Raw genomic sequence first — 21,978 nt, forward strand, 5'->3', positions numbered from 1 at the left:
AACCCGGACGGCGACGAGACGGCGTACACGATCGACGTGCGGCGCGAGGGCGACGTGCGGTGGCGCCGGCTCGTAACCAAGAACGGCCGGCCGATCACGACGACCAAGTACAAATGGAACACCGAGACGTTCCCGGACGGCTACTACCAGGTTCGCGTCACCGCGAGCGACCACCCGGCGAACCCGGCGAATCGCGCGGTCCGCACCGAGCGGATCACCCCCCTGTTCCTGGTCGACAATCACAAACCCGCGCTCAGAGGGATTTCGGTGCGGTTCCCGTCCGTGTCCGTGCGGGCCACCGACGGCATGTCGGCCATCGCCGAAGCGGCGTTCAGCGTCGACGACGGCCCGTGGCAGTTGGTGGCGCCCGACGACGGCGTGTTCGACGGCCTGTCTGAGATGCTGCTGTTCCGGCTTCCGAGCAACCTGGCGCCCGGCATGCATACGCTCGCCATCCGCGCCGCGGACGAGGCTGGCAACATCGGCTCGGACTCGGTGACGTTCGAGGTACGCTGACGGCCCGGCCGTAGCACGCCGCATTTTTGCGCGCCGCCCGGGTGCCGATTCGAGTACCGTCGGGTCATGGGGATGGGTTCCTGGCGCTGGTGGGCCGCCGCCGCGGCCATCGCGGCGTGCGGCAGCGACGACGGCCCGGCGAGGCCGCAGCCGCTCGCGGACGATCCCGCGGTGTCGACCGGCTGCCTGCCCGACCCGGTGCCCGCCGGCGCCGCGCGGGCCAAGCGCATCGCCTGCGCCGAAGAGGTGCCCCGCGGCATGCTCGCGTCCGGTCGCATCGGCGACATCGTGATCGAAAACGCGCGTATCGAGGTCGTGATCCGGGGATTCGGCGAGGGATTCGTGTTCCCCGGCACCTACGCGGGAGGAATCGTCGACGCGGCGCCCGTCGGCGGCGAGGATCTGATCAAGGAGATCCAACCGCTGGTGGAACTCAACGCCGGGGCGTTCGACGAGTTCGCGATCGTCGAAGCGGGCGACGACGGGCCGGCCGAAGTGGCGGTGCGCGGCCCGGCGTTCGTCATCCCGTTCCTCGACGCCGCAATCGCGGCCCCCCCGCTCGACGCCACGATCGAGGTCCGCTACCGGCTCGAACCGGACTCCGACGCGCTGCACATCCGCACGACCGTGTTCGGAGCAGACGGCGCGACCGGCCTCGTGCAGCACGGCGAAGGCCTGTTCTTCGGCGGCCGCGCGACGCTGATGATCCCGGGCCGCGGGTTCGTCGCCGGCGCCGGCGCCTCCGGTCCGTTCATCGCGTCCGCCGGGCCAACCACGTCCTATGCGGTCGTACACGACCCGGCGGTGCAAGCGGTCCAGTTGATCGACATCGGCGGCATCGCGCTGTCGATCGGGCCGACGTCGCGATTGGAGGACCCGCAGCCGGTCGACCGCTGGCTCGTCGTCGGCGACGGCTCGCCGGCGTCGGTCACCGAGCGCGCGTGGCGGTTGCGCGGCGTCGCCACCGGCACACTGTCCGGCACGACCGCGCCGGGCGCGGCGATCGCGGTCGAGGCGGGCGGCGCGCTCGTCACGCGCGGCCGAAGCGGCGCCGACGGCGCGTTCCGCATCGCCGTGCCGCCGGGCGACTACACGGTGCGCGCGGAGTCGATCGACCGCGATCCGCCGACGCGCGCGGCCGGTCCGGACGTGGTCGCGACCGTGCGCGACGGCGCCGATACTACCGTGTCGCTGTCGGCCGGCGGCACCGGCGCGATCGTCGTGGCGGTCGCGGACGACGGCGGCGCCCCGCTCCCCGCGCGCGTCGTGGCGACCGCACCCGGATTCCGCCGCATCGACTGGAGCGGCGCCGACGGCAACGCGACGCTGGCGCTGCCGCCCGGCACCTACGATGTCACCGTGTCGCGCGGCATGGAGTACGACGCGTTCGTTGCGACCGGTGTGGACGTCGCGGACGGCGACAGCGTCGCGATCCGCGCGATCCTCGAACGCGTGGTCGACACGGACGGGTGGATCGCGGTCGACCCCCACCTGCACAGCGAGATGTCGTCCGACTCGAGCTTTCCGCTCGATCTGCGCCTGCGCGCCGTCGCCGCCGAGGGCATCGAAGTGGCCATCTCGACCGATCACGACTTCGTGACCGACTACGCGCCCGTGATCGACGCGCTCGGGCTGTCGCCGTGGTTGACCTCGCGCATCGGTGAAGAGATCTCGTCCATCGTCTGGGGCCACATCAATGCGTGGCCGCTGCCGGCCGATCCCGACCGCGCGGCGGGCGGCGCGATCCACTGGTACGGCGTGAGCCCGGGCGAGGTGATGGCGCGGGCGCGGGCGGGCAACTCCGCGCGTGTGGTCCAACTGAATCACCCGCGCAACGGCGCGCAGTCCGGGGTGTTCGACGCGATCGACTTCGACCCGGTCGGATTCACCGCGCGGACCGATCCGCGCGACCTCGGCCTGCCCCCGGACACGGATCTGTCGGTCCTCGACTTCGACGCGATCGAGATCGCCAACAGCTTCAACGCCGAGGACTTCGCGGAAGGCTGGGCCGACTGGATGTCGCTGATCGCGCACGGCCATCCGGCGGCCGCGACCGGCTCGAGCGACTCCCACGGCGCGAGCGCCTACGCGGGCCACTCGCGCACGTACGTGTACGTCGGCCCCGGCCGCGACGATCCGGCAGCGGTCGACCTCGACGAGGTGGACGCCAACCTCAAGGCGCGCCGCGCGGTCGTGGCGCAGGGTGCGTTCGTGGTCGCGGGTATCCCGCTGCCGGACGGCCGCGAATCCCTCCCGGGAGACCTCGTCGACGTAGCCGGCCGGTCGGATGTGCCCGTGCACATCCGCGTGCAGGCGCCACCGTGGATGCCGCTGTCCCGCATCCGCGTGTACGCCGGCGGCGACGCGGTCGCGGCGACGATCGCCCTCGACCCGGCGGACACGGCCGCCGTACGCTACGACGGCACCGTGTCGGTGCCGCTCGCCGGAGCCGACACGTTCGTCGTCGTCCGCGTCGATCCGGCGGGCGCCGGCGCACCGGTGCTCGGAACTCCCGACGCGTCGTTCACCAACCCGCTGCTCATCGACGCCGACGGGGACGGGATGTGGACGCCGCCGGTTTCGCGGTGAGCCGATAGGTGACGCACGGCTCGACCGGAGCGCCGTCGGCGTACCGGGCACACAGCGTCATGTGCCGGGTGTAGACGGTGAGCAAGATCCAATGGTGGGCGCTCACGACGCGCTCCGCACCGTCGTCCACCGGACACGCGCGGCCGGTCGGCGGACCGCAGCGCACGCCGTAAAGCGGCGCGCCGCCGCCGCCCGTGACGACGTAGGCGACACCGCCGGCGCGGCCGCGCTGGTACAGGTGGTCGTGCCCCGACACGACCAGGTCGACCCCGTACGCCGCCAAGATTGGCACGTACGTGTCGCGCGCGATTGGATCGCCGAGATGGGCGCCGCGCGAAAACGGGCCCGCGTGGGTCGCGACGATGATTGCCCGGACGCCGCGCGTGCGCGCGGCCGCCAGGTCGCGTTCGAGCCATGCGACCTGCTCCGGCGCATCGTAGGCGTTCGAGTCGAGCATGACGAAATGGACGCCCGCGACGTCGAACGCGTACCAGTGCCCGTGTGGCGGCCGGTCGGCCGGCCCCGGCCACAGCGCGAACAGATCGCCGATCCGGCGGTCGTCGTCGCCGCTGGCGCCGAGGTCGTGGTTGCCGACCGCCGGATAGTACGGCACGCGCGCCAGCAGATCGCCGGCGATGGCAAAGAACCGCTGCCAGTCGCCAGCGTCGGTGCCGCGGTAGACGAGGTCGCCCGTGGACACGACCAGATCCGGCGCCTCCGCGAGCATCGCGTCGAGCAGCGCGCGGTGGATCACGTCGCCGCCGCGCGCGTCGCCGTACAGCGCAACGCGGAGGGGCTCGTCAGGTCCGGGCGCGAGCGCAAACGCGACCACCGGCGACGTGTCGGCACCCGCGCGAACGCGGTAATAGATCAGCGAACTCGGCGGCAAGTCTGCCAGCTCGATGCGGTGGTGGACGGCCGCTTCCCCCGACGCGGACACCGCCGTCTCACCGAGCGCCGGGGTCGGCCCGTAGTCGACCGCGACCGCGGCCGGCAGATCGGTGTCGACCACGATCGTCGCGGACGTGCGCCCGACGCGCTGCACGATCGGCCCGCGCGCGATGCGCGCCGCCGTGCCGGCCGCCAACTCGGCGTCGAACACGACCGCCTCGCCGCCGGGCCCTGGACGAACCTCGACCGCGAGCCAGTTGGTGCCCGCGCGCAACAGCCCGGGGGCGGCCGGGATCGTGAACGTCTCCCACTCGGTGCCTCGGCGAATCGATGCGAACGCAACGGGAGATGCGTCAGCGGCGACGTGGCGCCGAGCGACCTCGACCCCGTTTAGCCACACGACGACGCCGTCGCGGTAGCGCAGCCGCAACGTGAGGGCGCGTACCGCGGCCCGTTCGTCGCCGACCTCGAACGGCGTGACCGCGTAGACCGCGGCGATGCGATCGCGGCCGGCCGCGATCGGTGTCGCGCAATCGCAGCGCTGGCCCGGCGGCGCGACGGCGATCGGCGCCGGCCCCCGCGCCATCGCCGCAAGGCCCGACGCCTCCCCCGTCCGCCACCCGGCCGGCGGCACGCCGTCGGGCGGATCGCCGGCGATGGCGGGCGCGGCGCCCGCGTCGCGGTCGCGCAGCGCGCGCGCGGCGTGCGCCGCCGCCGCTCCGGCGCGCCACTCCGGGCGGTCGACGCGCGCGGCGGCCCACCACCAGTGGGCGCCGGCCGCCACGTACACGCGGCCGGCGGATTCGCCGGCGCGCGCCACCGCACGCCCGCCAGCGCACGACAGTGCGACCGCGACGGCGAGCGAGACGGCGCGGGGACCTACGCGCCCCTGGCGCGCGCCATGTCCAGCAGTCGCGCGGGCGACAGCGCCTGCAGCTTCGCCACGTAGTCCGCGTCCTTGGTGCGCCCGTAGGCCGCGGCGACCGCCTCGGCGAGCTTGTCCTTGCTGCCGTACTTGTCCTTGATCGTCTTGCCGACCTCGGCCAGGCGCAGCAGCTTGCGGTTCGAAATGCGAGCGATCCGCTGCTTGAGTTCGTTCGCCTCGTCGCCGGCCGCGCCAAGGGCCGCGACCACCTGGTCGACGAGCTTGTCCTTGCTGCCGTGCATGCGCTTGACCGCCTGCAGCGGCGTCTCTCGGTCTGCCATCTCCATTGACTCCTGCGGGGATATGAGAACGCGGGACTTTCACTCGACGCCGAGGGCGCTGTCAATACGGGAGACGGCATCGCGCAGCTCGTCGTCCGACAGCGCCATCCTCAACGTAACCGTATCGCCATCGGCCGCGGCGCGCACCTTGGCGACGACGCCACCGAGCGCCGCTCCCTGGGCGACGACTTCGAGCACCCGCAGCTGCGCGCGCGCAAATCGGGCGGCCGCAGCGGCGTCCGCGGCGGTCGCCATCACCGCGGAAAGCCGCGCGTCGACTCCAGCTTTGACGTGGAATTCAAAGTACATAGCAGTCGGCGGGGCGCGGACGGCACCGCCGGTGAGGGCCGGCAGCCGACCGCCCACTCCGGACGGCACGCGGCCGGCGGCCCACACCGCCGCGCCGCGGTCGACCCGCGCCAGCAGCGGCGCCAAGTCGGCCGCCGTCGACGCCTTCGGCCCCGGCGCCAGCGCCGCACGCAGCCACGCCTCGTCCGTCGACGCCACGACCGTGTCGGGCGCGCTGAAGGCGAAGTACACCGCGGGACCTGCGCGGGGTACGCTCGCCCACACCTTCGGCGGCCCCGGTGTGGCCGACACGGTGCCGTCGGCCGCGGCCACCGCCTCGGTGACGCACCGCGGCAGTGCCTCGGCGTCGAGCGCGCCGGCCGCGACCAGCAATGCCTGCTGCGGATTCGGGCCGGTCGCCAGCCACAGGCGCCGCACGTCCCGGGCCGGCACCAGGTGACATGCGTCCAGCAGCGCGCGCGTGCGCCGCGCGAGCGCGGGGTCGCGCGCCAACAATGCGCGCACCGCCGCCGTGGCCGCCGGCGACGCCGCCAGCGCGGCGACGTCGACACCGATGACGGCACGGGCGTCCGCGGGAACCGCGTCGAGTCCCGACACCTGCGGCGGCGGCTCCGGCGGAGGCGGCGCGGCGTCGTCGCCGCGCGGCGCGCGCGCCTTGCACGCCGCGGCGGCGACGAACACCGCCGCCCACGTCCACCGGCCACGCGCCGGGCTGCGCACGAAGGATCGATGAAGTCGCATCGGCAAACGAAAAAACCGGGGCGCGCAACCGCCCCGGCCTCGTCAGAGCATGCCGAGCGGCACGTTAGTGGCCGGCCCCCATCATCATCATCATTGGCAGCTGCTTTTTGACCAGGTCGATCAACTCGCCGACCTCGGCATCGCTGAAGTTCGCCTTGATCTGTAGATCCTTGTCGGCCGCCGCGATCGACAGCTTGGACACGAACTTGCCCATCGTGGGGTCGGCTTTCGCCATCCCCATCATCTGGTTGGCCTGGTCGGCGGTCATCTTCGCGTCGTCAGCTGTCTCGAACTGTGCGACGACGTCGACCTTCAGGCCCGACGCCATATCCACCGACCCGTACACGGCCTTCGGCCGCGGCCCGCCGCCGGCTGCGTCGGCGGGGATGTACCCGGCCCCCCAGAACGTGGCCTTCGGATCGGTGTTGTTCACCAACGCCATGAACTCCTTGTTCGCGGTGATGGAGTCCTTCGCGGCGATCAGATCCTTGAGCGCCTGCTTGTTGTTCTCGGCGCGCGGCCCGGTGACGATCGTGTGGTCGTCTAGCCACGCCAGGTAGTGCGTTTTCCCGTCCGCCTTGATCCCGACGATCTTGCCGTCCTCCTCGATGTCGACCGTCTCGCCGTCCTGGGCGGCGACCTTCTTGGCGCAGTCGAGGATCTTCGCGCGGTCGAGATCGCCTTTCACGACGACCACGGCCGACTTGTCGTCCTTCGGGTCGGCGCCGACGACGACCGACTGCACGATCGTGAACGGGTCCATGCCGCACGTCGCCTTGAACTTGGCGATGTCGTCGCCGGCTTGCTGCGTGGCGAATTTTTCGAGATCCGCCCAGATCTTGCTCTTGGTGAGCGACGCGAAGTTCATCCCGAAGATCATCCTCGTCGTGCTCGGAAACAGGTCGAACGCGCTGCGCGACGCCGCCGCGGCGCCAGCCGCGCCGCCGCCGCCACCGCCGCCAGCGCCGTTGCCCTTGTCCTTGCCGCAGCCGACCGCCACGGCCGCCGCGAGGCCCACCGCCGCGATCACCGAAACTCGCTGTCTCATGGTCATAGTGGTCTCCTTCCGAAAGTTGCCCCCGGTTCTAACACGCCCGTTGCACGGCGGGAATGCGACAGGGCGCACAATTGCGCCCGCCGCCGGGGCGATTCGGCTGCCGGCGGCGCGTGCGCCTCCGCGCCGCGCGCTACATCGGGAGGGCGCCGAGGCTCTGAATCAGGCCGTCGAGTTGCTCCCGCGTGAGTTGCACCTCGACGACCGCGTTCGTGCCGTACACCCCGACGTGCGCGCTGGCCAGAAGCGGCCCGGCCATCGGGTCGGCCTTGAACTGGTCGAGCGTGGCCTGGAGCGCATCGGACGCGGCCTTGGCGTCGGCCTCGGCGCCGAACGCGAAGCCGAACTCGGCCGCGGCGCCGTCGGCCACGCGCGCGGACAAAAACAGGCCGCGCGGTGCGCGACCGCCGAGCAGCCCGGCGAACCCGGCGAGATCGCCGGACTCGTCGAGCACGGCGAACCACGCGGTGGCGTTCGTGTCGACGTTTCCGACCACCTCCATGAGCCCCGCGTGATCGCGCACCGCGTCGCGGCCGGCGAGCCGCGCGTCGACCCACTCGCGACCCCCGCCCGGCCCCACGACGAACCGGTTGGCGGACGGCCATCCGATCCACAACGTCTCGCCATCCGCGACGAATTCCGTGGCCGCGCCGTCGTCGCGCCAACGCAATTCGTTGGCCTTGGTCTGCGGCAGCGACTGCACACACGCCGCGACCTGCGCGCGCGTGAACTGGCCGCCGACGACGAACGCCATCTCGGGATCCGCCGCGCCGACCTCGGTGCCGAATTCGATCGTGTCGACGACGTCGTACAAGTCGATGTTACAGGCGGTGCGCATCGCGTTCACGGCGTCGCCGAGCTTGCCGTCGAGCACCTGCTTGATGATCGGCCACGACGGACTCTGTCGCGCCTGCGCAACCGATACCCCTCCGACGAGCCGCGCGCTCGCCGGGATCAGACCGAAGGTGGAGCGCGCGCGGGCGGCGGCGACGCCCTGGCCCATCGACGAGCCCGGCGGAGGCTGCGGCGGCGCGGCATCCGGCGCGGGCGCGGCAGCGGTCGCGGGCGCCGGAGCCGGCGCGGACTTGTGCCCGCCACCACACGCGCAGGCGGCGGCGAGCACGACGGACAGGGCGGTGGTTGCTTTCATCCTGGTCTCCCGTTACAGACAGCGTGCTTAGCATGCCCTGGATCGTCCGCAAACTGCGCGGGACCCCCGTTTACGTAAAAGCCCGCCCCGACGGCACGCCCGCGGCCGAAGCCGACGGTCGCGTCGACATCCTGTACCGCCTCGACCCGGCCGCGAAGGTCTACCGGGCCGCCGTGCGCAACCTCGAGCCGACCGGCGACCCGGCGGACGACCGGCCGGTGGACATGGAGGCGTCAGATCCGATCGTCGTGTACACGGACGGCGCATGCACCGGCAACCCGGGACCGGCCGGTCTCGGCGTCGTCATCCGCGACGGCGACGACCGGCGCGAACTGTCCGAGTACCTCGGCGACGCCACCAACAACATCGCGGAGCTCACCGCGATCTTGCGCGCCCTTGAGACGCTCGCGGACACCGCCGGCGCCACGGACCGGCCCGTACACCTGCACACCGACAGCAGCTACAGCATCGGCGTGTTGACGAAAAACTGGAAGGCGAAGGCGAACCAGGAACTGATCGCGCGAATCAAACGCGTGGCGCAGGCGTTTCGCCACCTCCAGTTCGTCAAGGTCAAGGGCCACGCCGGCGTGCCGGACAACGAGCGCGCCGACGAGCTGGCCCGCGCGGCGATCGACCGCCGGCGGTGATCGCGGCGACAACGACCGATCGCGACGAGGCGCGGGCGGGCGCAAGTTGCTGATACATGCACCATGCGCGACGACCAACCCGGTCGCCGCCGGGTCGGCCGCGCGGCCGCCGCCACCCGGCGGTGGCATCGCACCTCCAGACGGCGGAGTCGCGCGGCGCGACGCCGTCCGGGGCGCGGAGGCTCGCGCGCCGAACGAACGCCTGGCGAGCCGCGATCAGGCCGTCGGGCGCGCCAGCGCTTCGACGATGGCGGCGTCCCGCGGATCCGCGGCCGGCCCGTACGCGACCACGTAGGTGCCGCGCGCGCCGGTGTCCGGGTCGCGGATCGCCAGGACGAGAACCTCGTCGGCCGGGTCGGTGTCGTACTCGACGCGGATCGCATCGTCGAGCGCGAGCTCGGCCGGCGGGCGCGGTGCCGTCCACTGCGCGGCCCGCAAGCCGCCGTCGACCGCCTCGAGCCGCTCGGTGTAACCGCGCGCCTCGAGCGCCGCGAGCGCATCCGCAACAGTCGCCTCGCTCGTCATGGCGGCAACGTAATCACGCGAAGCGCCCCGCGCCAGTCGGACCGGCAGAGCGACGGCACCGCGCGCGGAGGCGACGCCCGCCGCCTCACAGGTCGACGGCGACGTCGCGCAAGCGGCGGAACGCGACCCCGCGCGCGGCGACCGCGTCGAGCACCTCCTCGAGCGCTCGCCGCTTGCGGGCGCCGGTCGCGCGCAGGTCGGGCTGCCGCGCGACCAGCTCCGGCGGCACGCCGTCGGCGGCCGCGTCGACGAGGTCGATGCCGTGCAGCTCGAAGTTGAACAGCGGCCGGCGCAGGACCGACCGCAGCCACGCGGCGCGCAGCCACCGCGGCGCGAGCAGCAGGTTCGTGCCGATCGCCGGGGTGCGCGCGAGCCGCGTGACGCCGACCGGCAGTTCGACCAGGTCGGCGGCGCCGCGGCGCCACGGCGCCGCCGGGTCGGGCCGGTACGGGTCCGCCGGCGCGATCAGCGCGCGCGGATCCGTGAGCACGGCACCGCTCCGTCGGCCCGTCACCGCCAGCACGGCCATGACGACCGCCTTGGCCGCATAGTAACCGGGCGCGGGAAACACCGAGGAGTCGTAGCGATAGGCGAGGCGGCTCAACACGTCGACCAACGCGGGCGATACGTCGTACCCCGGCGCGCGGAAGCCCACGACCCCCTCCGCGCCGGCCACCTCGCCGATTCGATCGTGCGCGCGCTGCACGTCGGCCGCGATGACGTCGGGCGGCCGGCGCGCCAGCGCGTAGTCGTGCGCGTAACTGTGGTTGGCCAGCTCGTGTCCCGCCGCAGCGAGCTCCGCCAGCACCGCCCGCGCGGCCGGATCGGCGTCGAGATCCTCGCCGACGACGAAGAACGTGGCGCGAATGCCGCGCGCCGCGAACACGTCGGCGAACCGCGGCGCGCACGCGCGCAAGATCAGTCCGCGCAGCGCGGGCGGCGGCGGCCCGAGCGCGTGAATGCGGTAGTAGCAGGGCAGCGGGTCGAGATCGACGGAGACCGCGCACACGGGGGCCACGCGGTCACCTCCCGCCGCCGAAGCGGATCACGTACGTGAGGCGCGCCAGGTTCTTGAGCACGTTCGGCACGCGGCGCGCAAGGTTGATCGCGGGCCGCCGCTTTTCGGCGACGCGGACCGGGATCTCCACGACGCGCACGCCGCCGCGCCACGCGCGCACGACCAGCTCACTCGCGAACAGATCCTTGTCGACCACACACGCCTCGGCGACCGGCGCGAGCGCCGCGCGCCGCATCGCCTTCAGCCCGTGCGTGTCGGTGCCCTCGAAGCCGACCGCGACGCGCAGCATGCCGTTGATCACCCGCGTCGCGACGCGCCGCAGCACGGGGCGCTCGTCCTGCGCCCCGGGCATCGACTTGGAACCGACGACCAGATCGGCCTCCCCCGCTTCGAGAATCGGCAGCGCGCGGGCGTAAAAGTCGGTGTCGCACAGGTCGATCTCGTCGCACAAAACGTACTCGCCGCGCGCCGCGAGGATGCCGCGCCGCAGCGCCAGCCCGTAGTTCGGCTCGCCGACCGACAGGACGCGGACGCGGGGGTCGGCCGCGGCGATCTCCTCGGCGATCGCGACGGTCGCATCCGTGCTGCCGTTTTCGGCGACGAGGATCTCGTAGGTCCAGTCGAAGCGCGCGGCCAGGTCGGACCGCAGCTCGTCGAGCGCCGAGCGCAGCAGCGCCTCCTCGTTGTAGACGGGGATGACGATCGACACGTACGGCGACGACATGAGGCCGCGAACTTACACGAAATCGCGCGGCCCCGACCACACCGCACCAGCGGCCGCGACCCCGGCGGCCGCCGCGATCGCATAGATCGCCGGGTAGCCCCACGCGTTGGCCACGACGCCGAGCCCGAGCTGGGCGCAGAACGCGCCGCCGCCGAAGGCCAGCGTCGACGTCGCGACCGCGCGCGCGCGCGCGTCGGCCGGCGCTCGCTCGACGATCTGCGCCTGCAGCGACGGGTAGTAGATGCCGTGACACAACCCGTACAGCCCGCCGCTGGCGACGAGTTGCCACGGCGAGGACAGCGCCGCGAGCACGGCGAGAGCCATCGAGTGGCCGACGAGCGCCGGCGTCGCCGTGGCGCGCCGGCCGCGCGTGTCGGCCAGATGTCCGAGCGCGAGCCGGGCGGCGATCGCGGCGGCCACGTAGGCGGTGAAAAACGGGGACACGGCGCCGACCGAGGCGGCATCGGCGTACGCGGCGAGGAACCCGACGACGGAGCCGAAGCCGAACCCCGACAGCGCCATCGCGACGACCGCCGCCGTCGCGCGCGCCGCCGGTGGCGCAGCGGCGCCGGCCCGCTGGCCGTCTCGGATCGGCGGCAACAGCGCGCCGAGCGCGGCGCCGGCGACCCCCGCGATCGAGCCGGACCAAAACAGCCAGCGCCAGCCCGCCGCGGCGACGATCCACTCGCCGAACGCCGGACCGACCGCCTGCGCCGCGAGGGTGAGCACACCGGCGAACCCGAGCGCCTGCGCGAGCCGCGCCGGCGGCGCGATTTCGGCGACGTACGCGGAACCGCTCACCAGCACGGCGGCGAACCCGCTGCCCTGGACGACGCGCGCCGCCACGAACCCCCACAACGCGTCAGCTCGCTCGAACAGCGCGCAGCCGGCGGCTCCGACCGCGCAGCCGGCCGCCAGCGCCAGCGCGCGGTGGCCGCGCTGAATCACGCGGCCGACCCATGCCATCGTCGACAGCGAGCCGACCATGAACGCCGCCATGACCAGCCCGATCGCGTCGGGATCGTATCCGCGCCGCGCGAGGTATCGCGACGCGAGCACGAACAGGTTCGGACTCAGCGCGCCGAGGAACACGGCCACCGTGACCAGCACGAACGAGCGGGTGACGAGGCGGGGCGCGCGGGGCGGTACGGCGGGGTCCACGAGGATCGGCGAGTATAGGCGCAAGCGAATAGTTGCGCGCGGGGCGGCGGACCCGCACCATGGCGGCGAGCGATGCGCGCGACGCGAACCGAATCCCGCGAACGCGATGGCGCCGGCGACCGCAGTGACGCGGCCGGCGACGCCTCGCGCCTCGCCGATCGCGCCCGCGCCGGCGACCGCAGTGACGCGGCCGGCGACGCCTCGCGCCTCGCCGATCGCGCCCGCGCCCTCGACCGCCTCCACCGGCGCGCGCGCGATCGCCCGCACTATCGATCGATCCTGCTCGAGTGGGCGCGCGGCTGGTTCCGCCGGCCCGCCATGCCGCGGGTGGAACCGCTGCCGCCGGTCCACCGCGGTCAGGTCGCGATCACGTTCGCCGGCCACGCGACGGTGCTCGTCCGCTACGCCAACCTCGCGATCGTGTGCGACCCGATGCTCGGCCGGTGGCTCGGGCCGGTCAAGCGTGCCGTCGCGCCGGGGCTGTCGCCGGCGGAGCTGCGCGACGTCGACCTCGTCTTGATCACGTGCGGACACCGCGACCACCTGCACCGCCCCACCCTGGCCGGCCTGCCGCGCGCCGCGACCGTCGTGGTGCCGCCGCGCACCGCCCACCGCGTGTCCGACCTCGGGTTTGCGCGCGTCGTCGAACTGGGCGTCGGCCAGAGCCTGCAGCACCGCCGGGTGGATGTCGCGACCGCGGCCGTGCGCCACACCGGTCCGCGCGACGAGGGCGCGATGTGCTACGTGCTGCGGGGCGATGGCCCGTCGGTGCTGTTTTGCGGCGACAGCGGCTACTTTTCCGGGTTCGCCGAGATCGGGCGGCGGTACCGGCCGGACATCGCGCTGCTGCCGATCGGGCGGTACCGGCCGAGGTCGTTTCGCGACCGCCACATGAGCCCGCTCGACGCGCTGTACGCATTCGAGGACCTGCGCGCCCGGCTGCTCGTGCCGGTCCACCACGGCGCGTTCGCGCTGTCGTACGAGCGGCTGGACGACCCGGCGCGATGGCTGGACCAGCTCGTGCGCGAACGCGAACTCGAGCCGTATGTCGTGGCGCTCGACCCGGGCCAGTCGCGGGTGTTCACGGTCCCGAAGGGCCGCGCCGAGCGGGATGCGCGCGGGGGAACGGGCGGCGCGGGCGGCGCGGGCGGCGGCGGCGCGGGCGGCGGCCGCGCGGGCGGCGGCGGTGCGGACCCCGCGACCGCGTGCCAGGGCGGTTCCGCGGCGCGCTCCCCCGCCGAAGCGCCGGACGCGCGCGCCCGGTGAACCGCGCGCCCCTCGCCGCACGCCCCCCGGTGTGCGCGCTGCCGCACGACCCCCGAGCGCGGGCCTCCCGGTCGCCGGCCTTGCGCCGGCCTCCCATTCCCCCTACCTTGCTCGCTTAGTGGACCGCATCCGCGCGCTCTGGATCCCGCCGCGGCGTTGGCCTGCGCTCATCACCGTCGCGGCGACGGTCGTGCTGATCCTGCGGCTCGGCAGCTACGGCTTCTGGGACCCGCACGAGATCCGCGTGGCGGACCGCGCGCGCGCCGTCGCCGACGGCAAGTCGGTCACCGACGTCGTGCCCGGCGAACCGCCGCTGACGAGGTGGCTGGTCGGCACGAGCGTCGCGTGGTTCGGCCCGAGCGAACTCGGCGCGCGGCTGCCGGTCGCCCTGCTCGGCATCCTCGCGGTCGCCGCGACGGCGCTGCTCGGCACGCGCATCGGCTCGCCCCGCGCCGGCGCGTTCGCGGGCCTGGCGCTGCTCGGCACGCCGATGTTGGTGTTCGAGTCGCGCCAGCTCGTGTCGGCGATCGGGGCGACCGCCGGGGGCGCGATCCTCGTGTTGGGCGCAAGTGGTCTGCTGTGGCCGCCCGGCCGGCGCGCGGGAGCGCGCCGCGCGCTGTACGCCGTCGACCTCGCCGCGGCGGTCGACGGCGCCGCGCTCGCGCATGCGTCGGTCGGCTCCCTCGCCGGCGTGTTCGCGCCGATCGCCGCGCTGGCGACGGCTACGGCGTTCGCGGCCGCCGGCGCACCGCGCGACCAGCGGCGCCGCCTGTCGGCCGGCACCGCCCTCGCCGCGCTCGCGGCGGCCGCGTGCCTGGCGTGGGTCGTGCTGTCCGTGTTCGACTGGGTCGAAGCCCCCGCCGGCGACCGGGCGCTGTTCGGCTACACGTTGCGCGCGCACCGCGGCTACTCGGCGGCGCTGGGAGGCACCTGGCGCACGCACGTGCCGCAGACGGTCACCTGGGACGCTCTGTTCGAACAAATCGCGTTCGGCTTCTTCCCGTGGATCGCGCTCGCGCCGGTGGCGTTGGGCCGCGCGGCGCTCGGCCGCGGCGACCGCCGCGCCACCTGGGCCGGCCAACTGGCGTTTTTCTGGGCGTTCGGCGCGTGGCTCGCCGGCACCGTGCTCGCGCTCAAGAGCGGGCCCGTGCGCTACGCCGGCTTCCCGGCGCTCGCGGTCGCCGTCGGCCTGTGGCTCGACGATCTGCTCGCCGCGCGCGAAGCGCGCGGCGGCGCACCGCGCGACATGCCCGCCGGCGCACCGCTGGCCGCCGCCGCGGCCTTCATCGTCTGCGTCATGCTCGGCAAGGACCTCAAGGCGTTTCCGGACAAGCTGGCGGGCCTCCACCTGCTCGAGGGCTCGCTCGCGTTCCCGAAGACCGCGCCGCGGTGGCTCACGGCCGTGCCGCTCGCGTTCGGGATCGTCGTCGGCGGGGCGTTGTGGGCCGGCGTGTCGGGCCCCGGCCGCGTGCTGGCGTCCATCCGTCGCCGCGGCGTCGCCATCGCCGTCGCTGCCGGCGTCGCGTTCGGCGCGACGCTTGCCTGGGTCTATATCCCGAAGCTGTCGGAAAGTTTGTCGTACAAGTACCTGTTCGACCGCTATCGCGACCTCGGCGGCGACGGCGCCCCGCTCGGCGTGCTCGGCGTGCCGGGCTCCGGCCCCGACTACTACGCGCGCGGCAAGGTCGAAAAGCTGCGCAATCGCAACGACCTGTTCGCGCTGCTGCGCCGCCCCGAACGCACGTTCGCGCTGGCGCCGCGCACCGACCTGTGCGCCATCCACCAAGCGTCGCTCGACGGGAGCTTCGACTACTACGTCCTCGACGACAGCCACGCCAAGTTCCTGCTGCTGTCGAATCGGCTGCCCGACGGTTGGACGGGCGACGACAATCCGCTGAAAAAATGGATCCTCCGCGAACGGCCGGCCGACATCGGCACGCCGCTCGACATCAACTTCGACGACACGCTGCGGCTCGTCGGCGTATCGATGCCGTCGGAGGTTCGACGCGGAGACACGTTCGAGGTCGCTCTGTACTTCGAGGTGCTCAAGAAGCCGCGGCGCAACTGGAAGGTGTTCTTGCACTTCGACGGCGCCGGTATGCGGTTCCAGGGCGACCACTGGCCGCTGGACCACACGTGCGGCACGGTCTACTGGCAGCCGGGCGATTTCATCGTCGACCGGTACACGGTGACGGCCGGCGACATGACGACGCCGAAGGCGACGTACCAGGCGTGGGCCGGGCTGTTCGTGGGATCGTCGGGCAATTGGACCAATATGCCCGTCAAGTCGGGCGACCACGACGACGCCAACCGCGTGCGCATTGGCGCGATCCGGCTCCGCTGACGCGATTTCCACGGTGGGTTCCGCCCCCCTTGCCGCGACAATCGAGACTGGGCTATGACGGCGGCAAGGGACCGCCGCCGTGGACGTGCTGATCATGTCGACCCGACATCGCCGCAGCGACACCGATGCTCCGCCGACCGGCGGCATCGAGCGCCGTGGCTGTCCGCGCGTGCTCGTCGACCTCGAAGTCGATTGCCGTTGTCGGGACAACTTTCTGTTCGCATCGATCCGAGACATCAGCGCCACCGGCATCTTCGTCCAGACGCAACACCCCGAGCCGCCCGGTACGCATCTGAACCTGCGGTTCACGCCGGACGACAGCGACGAGCCGTTCGAACTCGAAGGTCGGGTCATCTGGATCAATCGCTATCGGCCCGGTGACGCGACCAACCTGAACCCGGGCATGGGCGTGCGCTTCGTCGCGCTCACCGACGCGCAGCGGCGCCGCCTGTCGGAGCTGGTCCGCACGTTCGCCTACCTCGACGACGACGACGCCGCCGACTGACGCCGTACCGTCGCACCGCCCCCGCCCGGGCCGCGGCAGCCGCCGGCGCACCGGCCGGCTGCCACCTAGCGCCAGGCCCTAACCGTCATCCGGATCGCGCGGATCTCGCGACGGCGGCCCGGGGATCGCGTAGCGGCCGTCGAGCCAGTTGCCGAGATCGATGAGCCGGCACCGCTTGGAACAGAACGGGTACGCATCGTTGCGGTCGTGCGGCGGCACGGGTTCACCGCAGATGGGACACCGCGTCGCGGGTCGCTCGGTCATCGCTTCGGCTTCCGGTCGAGGCCGTAGTAGGCGCACTTCTGGATGAGATTGGACCGGCTGATGCCCAGCTCCTTGGCGAGCTGCGACTTGTTCCAGTGCGTGCGAATCAGCCCCTGGTAGATGTACTCCGCCTCGAGCGCTTCGACCGCCTCCTTCAGGGTGCCGCGGTACGAGGGCGCCGATCCCGCGCGCGCGGGCGGCGGCTGGCTGGCCGCGTCGCGCACGCGCTGCGACAGCAGCTCGACGCCGAGTTCCGGCTGATCGGCGCCGAGCACGATGAGCCGCTCGATCTCGTTTTCCAGCTCGCGGATGTTGCCCGGCCACCGATAACGTTGCAGCGCATCCATCGCCTCGCGCGACAGCCGCGGCGGCGTGCCCTTGCCGTGGTAGTGCTTGGCGAGAAAGTGGGCGACGAGCAGCGGGATGTCTTCGACGCGGTCGCGCAGCGGCGGCAGCGTCACTTTCAGCACGTTGACGCGATAGTAGAGATCCTCGCGGAACTCGCCGCGCTCGACCAACTTCGCCAAGTCCTTGTGGGTCGCGGCGATGACGCGGACGTCGACGTGGACCGGCTTGGTCGCGCCGACCGGTGTGAACGTTCCCTCCTGCAGCACGCGCAGCAGCTTGACCTGCAGCGCCGGAGACATGTCGCCGATCTCGTCGAGGAAGAACGTGCCGCCGTCGGCGGCCGCGAACAATCCCTGCTTGTCGGCCACCGCGCCGGTAAACGCGCCGCGCACGTGGCCGAACAGCGCGCTCTCGAGCAAATTGTCGTTGAACGCGGAACAGTTTTGAACGACGAACGGCTTCTTCGCACGCGGCCCGTTGTAATGGATCGCACGGGCGATCAACTCCTTGCCGGTGCCGCTCTCGCCGTGGATGAGCACCGTCGACTCACTGCGGCAGATCTTTTCGAGCAGGCGGAAGATCTCCTGGATCGCCGGCGACGTGCCGATGATGTTGTCGAACCGGTAGCGCCCCTCGAGTTCGGCGCTGAGCGTGCTGACTTCGGCCTCATGGCGGCGCAACTCCTCGTGGTAGGCCATCACCTCCTGCGCGCCGAACTCGACGAGATCCTGGAGGCGTTCGAGGTCGTCGGACGACAGCCGCGGAATCGTCGCATCGCCGCCGTCGTCGAGTTTCGGGGCCGCCTCGGGGGCGAACTCGCGCACCTTGCGCAGCAGCTCCGCCCGGCCGGCGCTCGTCGTCGGCGCGCCCGTGCTCCCGCCCGTGAACAGGAACCCGGCAAGCTCGTCGTCGATGTGGATCGGCGCCGCGACGATGTCGAAGCCCATGTGACACGAGTGGACGACGACGCGCCGCCGCTTGCCCGACCGCAATCGATCGCGCACCACCTTGACGCTCTCGTTGCACCGGCGGAACCCCTCCTTCGAAAACAACGCGGCGCGGCAAAAGTCGTTTTGCGACGGGATGATGCGCCCCTCCGCGTGGTCGAGCACGTATCCCTTGGCGTCCGAGAACGCCAGCTCGAGTCCCCACCACTTGCGGATGACCTGCTTGAGCAGCTGGATGGAGTGGAGCTTGGTGTATGGGCGAAGATCGACCACGGAGGCGGCAAACTATATCACTCGATCAGCGACCAGCGCGGTCCGTCGGCTCGCACGCGCCCGTCGCGCGCGAGCTTCGCGAGATGAGCGACGAGCGAACGTTCCGCCAGCGCGTGTAGCGAAGCCGGCACGTCGGCATACACCGACGGGATCAGCTCGGCGGCGGTCGCCGCGCCGCGACCGGCGAGCGCGTCGACCACGCGGGCCTCGCGCCACAACCGGTGCGCGATGTAGCCGTCGAGCTTGGCGTCCGCGTCGACGATCGGCCCGCCGTGGGCCGGCAGCAGGTACCGCGCACGCAGCGCCTTCATCCGGCGCAGCGAATCGAGGTACGCGGCCATGTCCCCCTCGTCGGGATCGATCACGATCGTGCCGACGGCCGCCACCATGTCTCCGGCCACCAGCGCGCCGGTCGTCTCCTCGAAGAAACACAGGTGGCCGGGCGCGTGACCGGGGGTGAACACCGCGCGCACGCGCCGCGGCGGATCGCCCGGCAGTTCCACGACGTCGCCATCGCGGATCGCGCGGTCGACGCGCACGTGTCCGGCGAGCCGGCGCGCGGTCTCCTCGTGCGCCGCCACCGGCACGCCCCACCGGCGCGCCGCGTGGACGACGCCCCCCACGTGGTCCGGGTGGTGATGAGTGAGCCATACCTCGGCCAGCGGCCGGCCGCGCGCCGCCCACGCTGCGATCGCGTCGTCGAGCGCCCGCTGCTCGTCCGGGTACGGCGAGGCGGGATCGATCGCGACGCAGCGCCCGGCCCCGAGCAGATAACAATTGGTATGCGTGGCAGGCGGCAAGGTCGGCGTGCGGACGGGACACACGGCGATGCCCGGGGTCCACTCCCACACCCGCGGCCCGCCCTGCTCGCGCGCCGCGGCCGCGCGACAGCGCTCGGCCGCGCCGTCGATGCCCGGCGCGAGCGCGCGCAACACGCTCACGACCGGCGGCGGAATCAGCCACAGGCCGGACGCCCACCGCGCGAGCGCCTCGCCGGGGGTCACCCAGGCGCCGTCGTCGTGCTCCCCGCCGCTGAGCGCGTGGTCGGGCTCGGCGCCGTCCGGGCAGCGCACGAGGAAGTAGCGCGCGTCGAACCGAATCGGCGCGAAGTCGGGAGTGATCCACCGGCCCGCGTCGACGAAGGCGGCCGGATCGGCCGGCAGCACCACGCCGGTCTCCTCTCGTACCTCGCGCGCGCACGCGGCCTCGGCGCTGGCATCCTGCGGTTCCACGGCGCCGCCGCACAGCGACCAAAAGCCGCCGAAAAATGGCGAGGACGCGGCGCGTCGCGCCAGATACACCTGCACGCCGGAGGCGCCGGATGCCGGGCGCCACAGCGCGGCGGCGACGGCGGCGCGCGGGACCGTGGGCATGCGGACAATGTAGCGAAATCTGCGGCCGGCTCAAAAGTGCGTGACGCGCGCCGGCTCGCGACGTACACTGGAGCCAAGGGCGGACTGCATGGTCAGCGTCACGGCGCGAAAGATCCGCAACCACGCGTCGTCGCGATCCGGCGATCGATCCGGCGTCGCGCTCGGTCGCGTGTACACGGGTTACCTGATCTCGTACCCGGTGATCGGGCGCGGCATGGTCATCTTCCGCGACCCGCACGGACATCGGATGATCACCACGCCGGTCAAGCGCGTGCTCGGCGAGCCGACCGGCACGCAGATCTACGTCGAGACGGAAAACAGCGTGTACCGGCTCGAGATTCACGGCGAGCCGTTGTTCCCCATGACGTCGCCTCACGGCGACTCGAACGAAGCGGCCGGGTAGCGCACCGAGCCGCCGGTCCGGCGGCCGCGCGGCGCGAGGGTAGACGCGCGCGTCCGCGCTCGGCCCGCGTGCGCGCTCGGCCCGCGTGCGGGCTCGGCCGTGCCCGGGCTCGGCCGTTCCCGCGCTCGGCCCGCGTGCGGGCTCGGCCGTGCCCGCGCTCGGCCCGCGTGCGCGCTCGGCCCGCCGCCGGTGGCCCGCGAGCCGCCATGCCTGGTATAGAGTCGGCGCGTCGTGAGCAGTCTGTTCGACAAGCGGCTGGTTCTCGTCCTCGGCAAGGGAGGCGTCGGTCGCAGCACCGTGGCGGCGGCGCTCGCCGCGGCGACGGCCGGCCGCGGCCGCACGACGCTGCTGTACGAAGCGCTGGCCAAGGATCGCTTCGCCCAGTTCTTCGGCGTGCCGGAGGTGCGGCCGGAGCCGACGCCGCTGCGCGACAACCTGTGGGCGCTCAACACGGACCCCGCCCACGCGCTGCGCGAGTACGGCTTGATGGTCCTGCGCTTCGAGCGCGTGTACAACATGGTGTTCGAGAATCGGCTGACGAAGTCGTTTCTTCGCGCCATCCCCGGGCTCGATCACTACTCCGTGCTCGGCAAGGCCTGGTACCACACGACGCAGATGCGCTTCGGCAAGCCGGTATGGGACACCGTCGTGTTCGACATGCCGGCCAGCGGCCACGCGATCTCGATGCTGCGCATCCCTTCGGTAATCCTCGACACGGTGCCCGAGGGACCGCTCACGCGCGACGCGCGCAAGCTCCACGACCTCCTGCTCGACCGGCGCCGCACCGCCGTGGTCATGGTCACTCTCGCCGAGGAGATGCCGACCAACGAGGCGCGCGAGGTCGCGGAGGTGCTGCGCGAGGATCTCGGCCTCGAGGTAACCCACCTGGTCGTCAATCAGCTGTACCCGAACTTCTTCCCCGACGGATCGCCCGCGGCGCGCACGCTCGCCGCGTTGCGCGACAGCGGCACGGACGACGGCGATCTGGCCGCGCTCACCGCGCACGGCGCGCTCGGCCACAGCCGCCGGCGCCTCAACGAGCGCTACCTCGACATTCTGCGGCGGGACATCGACGCGCCGCGCGCCGAGCTGCCGTTGTTGTTCGCGCCGTCGCTTACGGCGGGCCACATCGACGAGCTGGCGGAGCGGTTGGCGTCGAGCTTCGCGTGAGTGGTACGCTGTCGGCGTGCGAACCGTCCTGTGTGCTGTCTTTGCGATGTCGCTCGCGGCCGCCGCATGCACCAGCGTGTCCACCGCTCGGCTCCAACCCGAAACCGTCCACGTCGGCCCCGGCGCCCGCCCGATCGCAGCCATCCAGGCGAACGCGGCGAGTTTCTACCTGTTGTTCGTTCCGATCGCGGGCGAGGCGTCCCTCGACAAGGTGATCAACCGCAAACTGATCGTTGCGGCCAAGACGATGGGCGCCGACAAAGTCGCGAACCTGTCGTTCGACGTGACGCCCGACGGCGGCATTTGGGCGCTCCGCAAGCTGCTCGGCTGGCGCTCGGCGCGCGCGAGCGGCATCGCGGTACAGATGACCGGCGCGGCGCCCGACCCGGCCGCCGACGACGGCCCCGAGCCGGCCGCACCCGGCGCGCCGTGACCCGCGCGATGGCAGCGCCCGCCGGCAACCGGTCCCGCGCAGCCGCCCTCGTCGCACGGCCCGGCGTCGGGTGGCCGCGGCGCGGGCTGCGCGGCGCCGCGGCGGCCGTGATGTGCAGCGT

21 protein-coding genes are annotated in these 21,978 nt (G+C 72.7%); 9 read left to right on the forward strand and 12 right to left on the reverse strand.

The window, feature by feature from the left end; translation table 11 throughout:
- Together D6689_02225 and D6689_02230 are read left to right on the forward strand one after the other, a co-directional pair.
- Nucleotides 1-516: hypothetical protein (locus tag D6689_02225; GenBank protein ID RMH44451.1), on the forward strand; the 516-nt coding region annotated here is incomplete at its 5' end.
- Between the two features lie 66 nt (nucleotides 517-582).
- Nucleotides 583-3,105 (forward strand): hypothetical protein, encoded by a 2,523-nt coding sequence (locus tag D6689_02230; GenBank protein ID RMH44452.1) that lies wholly within the window; start codon nucleotides 583-585, stop codon nucleotides 3,103-3,105.
- Here D6689_02230 and D6689_02235 read toward each other — a convergent pair.
- From D6689_02235 to D6689_02255, 5 genes are all read right to left on the reverse strand, one after another.
- Nucleotides 3,056-4,816, reverse strand: a complete 1,761-nt coding sequence (locus D6689_02235; GenBank protein ID RMH44453.1) for a hypothetical protein — start codon at nucleotides 4,814-4,816, stop codon at nucleotides 3,056-3,058. The genes D6689_02230 and D6689_02235 overlap by 50 nt on opposite strands.
- Before the next feature lie 59 nt (nucleotides 4,817-4,875).
- Nucleotides 4,876-5,208 carry a hypothetical protein gene (locus tag D6689_02240; protein RMH44454.1) on the reverse strand — a complete coding sequence of 111 codons (333 nt, stop codon included), beginning with the start codon at nucleotides 5,206-5,208 and terminating at the stop codon, nucleotides 4,876-4,878.
- A gap of 33 nt (nucleotides 5,209-5,241) precedes the next feature.
- Nucleotides 5,242-6,252, reverse strand: a complete 1,011-nt coding sequence (locus tag D6689_02245; GenBank protein RMH44455.1) for a hypothetical protein — start codon at nucleotides 6,250-6,252, stop codon at nucleotides 5,242-5,244.
- 64 nt (nucleotides 6,253-6,316) lie between these two features.
- Nucleotides 6,317-7,282: a hypothetical protein gene (locus D6689_02250; protein RMH44456.1), complete on the reverse strand. Its 966-nt coding sequence runs from the start codon at nucleotides 7,280-7,282 to the stop codon at nucleotides 6,317-6,319.
- A 157-nt stretch (nucleotides 7,283-7,439) separates the two neighbouring features.
- The gene (locus D6689_02255) at nucleotides 7,440-8,456 is read right to left on the reverse strand and encodes a hypothetical protein (GenBank protein RMH44457.1); all 1,017 of its coding nucleotides are present in this window, start codon (nucleotides 8,454-8,456) and stop codon (nucleotides 7,440-7,442) included.
- 224 nt (nucleotides 8,457-8,680) lie between these two features.
- On the opposite strand from D6689_02255, the gene D6689_02260 reads away from it, so the two are divergent.
- Nucleotides 8,681-9,103 carry a ribonuclease HI gene (locus D6689_02260; GenBank protein ID RMH44471.1) on the forward strand — a complete coding sequence of 141 codons (423 nt, stop codon included), beginning with the start codon at nucleotides 8,681-8,683 and terminating at the stop codon, nucleotides 9,101-9,103.
- Between the two features lie 216 nt (nucleotides 9,104-9,319).
- On the opposite strand, the gene D6689_02265 is transcribed toward D6689_02260, so the two are convergent.
- The 4 genes from D6689_02265 to D6689_02280 all read right to left on the reverse strand — a co-directional run bounded on the left by D6689_02265 (nucleotide 9,320) and on the right by D6689_02280 (nucleotide 12,798).
- Nucleotides 9,320-9,628 (reverse strand): hypothetical protein, encoded by a 309-nt coding sequence (locus tag D6689_02265; GenBank protein RMH44458.1) that lies wholly within the window; start codon nucleotides 9,626-9,628, stop codon nucleotides 9,320-9,322.
- Between the two features lie 85 nt (nucleotides 9,629-9,713).
- Nucleotides 9,714-10,646, reverse strand: coding sequence for a polysaccharide deacetylase (locus tag D6689_02270; GenBank protein ID RMH44459.1), 933 nt, complete (start codon nucleotides 10,644-10,646; stop codon nucleotides 9,714-9,716).
- Between the two features lie 4 nt (nucleotides 10,647-10,650).
- Nucleotides 10,651-11,370, reverse strand: a complete 720-nt coding sequence (locus D6689_02275; protein RMH44460.1) for a glycosyltransferase — start codon at nucleotides 11,368-11,370, stop codon at nucleotides 10,651-10,653.
- A gap of 12 nt (nucleotides 11,371-11,382) precedes the next feature.
- Nucleotides 11,383-12,798, reverse strand: coding sequence for an MFS transporter (locus D6689_02280; protein RMH44461.1), 1,416 nt, complete (start codon nucleotides 12,796-12,798; stop codon nucleotides 11,383-11,385).
- Between the two features lie 51 nt (nucleotides 12,799-12,849).
- Between D6689_02280 and D6689_02285 the strand changes: the two genes are divergently transcribed.
- The 3 genes from D6689_02285 (at nucleotide 12,850) to D6689_02295 (ending at nucleotide 16,646) form a co-directional block, all read left to right on the forward strand.
- Nucleotides 12,850-13,797 carry a hypothetical protein gene (locus D6689_02285; GenBank protein RMH44462.1) on the forward strand — a complete coding sequence of 316 codons (948 nt, stop codon included), beginning with the start codon at nucleotides 12,850-12,852 and terminating at the stop codon, nucleotides 13,795-13,797.
- Nucleotides 13,798-13,915: 118 nt separating this feature from the next.
- Entirely contained in the window at nucleotides 13,916-16,141 is a 2,226-nt protein-coding gene (locus tag D6689_02290) for a hypothetical protein (GenBank protein RMH44463.1), read from the forward strand.
- 79 nt (nucleotides 16,142-16,220) lie between these two features.
- Nucleotides 16,221-16,646: a TIGR02266 family protein gene (locus tag D6689_02295; protein ID RMH44464.1), complete on the forward strand. Its 426-nt coding sequence runs from the start codon at nucleotides 16,221-16,223 to the stop codon at nucleotides 16,644-16,646.
- A gap of 78 nt (nucleotides 16,647-16,724) precedes the next feature.
- On the opposite strand, the gene yacG is transcribed toward D6689_02295, so the two are convergent.
- The 3 genes from yacG to D6689_02310 are packed head-to-tail and all read right to left on the reverse strand — an operon-like array spanning nucleotide 16,725 to nucleotide 19,851.
- The gene (gene yacG / locus D6689_02300; protein ID RMH44465.1) at nucleotides 16,725-16,910 is read right to left on the reverse strand and encodes a DNA gyrase inhibitor YacG; all 186 of its coding nucleotides are present in this window, start codon (nucleotides 16,908-16,910) and stop codon (nucleotides 16,725-16,727) included.
- Nucleotides 16,907-18,478: an AAA family ATPase gene (locus D6689_02305; GenBank protein ID RMH44466.1), complete on the reverse strand. Its 1,572-nt coding sequence runs from the start codon at nucleotides 18,476-18,478 to the stop codon at nucleotides 16,907-16,909. Before D6689_02305 ends, yacG begins: the two co-directional genes overlap by 4 nt.
- 17 nt (nucleotides 18,479-18,495) lie before the next feature.
- Nucleotides 18,496-19,851, reverse strand: a complete 1,356-nt coding sequence (locus tag D6689_02310) for an MBL fold metallo-hydrolase (protein ID RMH44467.1) — start codon at nucleotides 19,849-19,851, stop codon at nucleotides 18,496-18,498.
- An 88-nt stretch (nucleotides 19,852-19,939) separates the two neighbouring features.
- On the opposite strand from D6689_02310, the gene D6689_02315 reads away from it, so the two are divergent.
- The 3 genes from D6689_02315 to D6689_02325 all read left to right on the forward strand — a co-directional run bounded on the left by D6689_02315 (nucleotide 19,940) and on the right by D6689_02325 (nucleotide 21,857).
- Complete coding sequence (locus tag D6689_02315) at nucleotides 19,940-20,254, forward strand: hypothetical protein (GenBank protein ID RMH44468.1); 315 nt, start codon at nucleotides 19,940-19,942, stop codon at nucleotides 20,252-20,254.
- A gap of 231 nt (nucleotides 20,255-20,485) precedes the next feature.
- The gene (locus tag D6689_02320) at nucleotides 20,486-21,424 is read left to right on the forward strand and encodes an ATPase (GenBank protein RMH44469.1); all 939 of its coding nucleotides are present in this window, start codon (nucleotides 20,486-20,488) and stop codon (nucleotides 21,422-21,424) included.
- Nucleotides 21,425-21,440: 16 nt separating this feature from the next.
- Nucleotides 21,441-21,857: a hypothetical protein gene (locus tag D6689_02325; protein RMH44470.1), complete on the forward strand. Its 417-nt coding sequence runs from the start codon at nucleotides 21,441-21,443 to the stop codon at nucleotides 21,855-21,857.
- Nucleotides 21,858-21,978 lie beyond the last annotated feature (121 nt).

It is taken from the genome of Deltaproteobacteria bacterium, from assembly GCA_003696105.1.
Classification (GTDB): Bacteria; Myxococcota_A; Polyangia; order Haliangiales; family J016; genus J016.

Bases quoted from the DNA above. Each gene is read 5' to 3' on its own strand.
- D6689_02230 (RMH44452.1), top strand. From the start codon at position 583: ATGGGGATGGGTTCCTGGCGCTGGTGGGCCGCCGCCGCGGCCATCGCG.
- D6689_02240 (RMH44454.1), bottom strand. From the start codon at position 5,208: ATGGAGATGGCAGACCGAGAGACGCCGCTGCAGGCGGTCAAGCGCATG.
- D6689_02245 (RMH44455.1), bottom strand. From the start codon at position 6,252: ATGCGACTTCATCGATCCTTCGTGCGCAGCCCGGCGCGTGGCCGGTGG.
- D6689_02255 (RMH44457.1), bottom strand. From the start codon at position 8,456: ATGAAAGCAACCACCGCCCTGTCCGTCGTGCTCGCCGCCGCCTGCGCG.
- D6689_02260 (RMH44471.1), top strand. From the start codon at position 8,681: ATGGAGGCGTCAGATCCGATCGTCGTGTACACGGACGGCGCATGCACC.
- D6689_02265 (RMH44458.1), bottom strand. From the start codon at position 9,628: ATGACGAGCGAGGCGACTGTTGCGGATGCGCTCGCGGCGCTCGAGGCG.
- D6689_02275 (RMH44460.1), bottom strand. From the start codon at position 11,370: ATGTCGTCGCCGTACGTGTCGATCGTCATCCCCGTCTACAACGAGGAG.
- D6689_02285 (RMH44462.1), top strand. From the start codon at position 12,850: ATGCCGCGGGTGGAACCGCTGCCGCCGGTCCACCGCGGTCAGGTCGCG.
- yacG (RMH44465.1), bottom strand. From the start codon at position 16,910: ATGACCGAGCGACCCGCGACGCGGTGTCCCATCTGCGGTGAACCCGTG.
- D6689_02310 (RMH44467.1), bottom strand. From the start codon at position 19,851: ATGCCCACGGTCCCGCGCGCCGCCGTCGCCGCCGCGCTGTGGCGCCCG.
- D6689_02315 (RMH44468.1), top strand. From the start codon at position 19,940: ATGGTCAGCGTCACGGCGCGAAAGATCCGCAACCACGCGTCGTCGCGA.